Consider the following 2,017-nt stretch of genomic DNA (forward strand, 5'->3'; position numbering starts at 1 on the left):
CACAAGGGGTAGCCCCTGGCGTTGACTTATATGTCTACCGCGTACTAGGTCCTTACGGTTCTGGTGCTTCAAGCGGGATTGTTGCAGCCATTGACAAGTCCGTTAGTGACGGCATGAAAGTCATTAACMTGTCACTTGGTGCAGCGAGTAACAATCCATTATCAGCAGAAGCAATCGCGGTTAACAATGCGACAATCGCTGGTGTTACATGCGTCATTGCAGCAGGAAACGCAGGTAATTACGCATATACACTTGGCACACCTGGAGCAGCAGCGCTTCCGATTACGGTTGGTGCAAGTGACTTCTCGATATCGATTCCAACCGCAACCGCGTCAGTAGGTGACGAAACGTTCACCAACTTTAAGTTGCTGGGCAAAGGGTTCAATGACAATGTAGAAACACTTGAAAACAAAACCTATCCAGTTGTGTTTGTTGGCTTAGGTGGCAAGGATGATTTCAAAGATGTTGATTTGCAAGGGAAAATAGCATTGATAGAGCGCGGAACGCATGCGCTTAGTGAGAAAATTGTGAATGCGCAAAAAGCAGGCGCAGTGGCGGCAATCATGTATAACAATATCGACGGCGACATYGATAACTATTTAGCAAGTKSGGYTGGKTATATCCCAACMTTCCGCMTSTCAAAAGCAGACGGCGARCGCTTAAAARCAGCKGCTGAAACGGATTCAATTACRTTTACSGAWATCGGGTCRATTGTMWCAGAAGGAAACMRTTTGGCAGGTTTCAGTTCAAGAGGACCGGTTATGTCAACCTATGACATTAAACCKGACGTTGTGGCTCCTGGGGTATCGGTTTACTCGACATATCCAGAATWTATCCACAGTCCAGAACCAGGAATTGATTACTCACAAGCGTATGCCCGTATTTCGGGTACATCAATGGCTTCTCCGCACGTAGCAGGGATTGCTGCACTGATTTTACAAGCACACCCAGATTACAAACCRGCTGATGTCAAAGCAGCGTTGATGAATAGTGCGGACAAACTAAACGGCGACTATTCSGTGTACGAAGTAGGCGCAGGTGAAGTAGATGTAGCAGAAGCCGTTCATAACGAGATGGCATTCAAGGTACAAGACACCACGATAATAGGTGATGGAAATGGTGGCTTTATAGAGAACGCGTATGAAAAAGGCGCATTGACATTTGGTGCGATTTACAAAAAAGACGATAGCACAAACACAAAAAACCGTACGATTGTCTTTAAAAACCGCGGTACCCAAGCGAAAACATTCGACGTTTCGGCTGAATATAGTAAACCGGTTGATAATGAGAGTGCTTGGGTAAGTGACGCAGCAGCGAACAATGTAACCGTAACGACTTCTTCAGCAACTGTGACGGTCGCTGCAGGGGAGGCAACAAATGTAACGGCAACGGTTAACGTACCTGCGAGTGCAGAGATGGGACAATATGAAGGGTATGTGAACATTGTCAATCATGACAATCCAAATGAACACTATCGCATTCCGTTCGCGACTCGCTTCGTTGAAAAAGGAATCGGAGACGTTGAGATCTTGAATCCAGCAATCTCAACGCTAAATTGGCCGAATCTATTTAGGATACCTCAAAGTCGCTATATCCAATTCAGCTTAAACAGCCCGATGAAAGATTTATGGCCGATTATCTATGATAAAGACGGCAAAGCACTTGGAGCAAGTTCGTTAAAACCTTTCAGCTTAAAAGGTGCGCCTCTTGATACGGAACTAAGAACATTATTCGCGGCAACGTATTATCCGTTTATCGGCGATCCGAAAGATGAAAAAACAGACATCAAACAACCGATGCAGACACTACCAGAAGGTGAGTATACCATCAAACTTCGTTCAACAGATACAGATGAGGTGAGATACGAGGTCGTTAATCAAAAGTTTATCATCGATAACACTTTTTCGAAGTTGACGCTAAAAGACCATAAACCTGGCGTCTATGAGCTAAGTGATTCGGACTTTACAGATGAACAGATGCCAGACGGAAATACGCACCATGCGTTTTGGCTTCATGC

The 2,017-nt window shown here is 45.0% G+C and carries 1 protein-coding gene; it reads left to right on the forward strand.

All coding sequences use genetic code 11. The annotated features are described in order from the left end of the window. A partial coding sequence (locus AC1DOS_RS19715; protein WP_477538850.1) for a S8 family serine peptidase occupies positions 1-2,017 on the forward strand: 2,017 nt, incomplete at both ends.

Source organism: Paenisporosarcina sp. P5_A11, assembly GCF_056400705.1.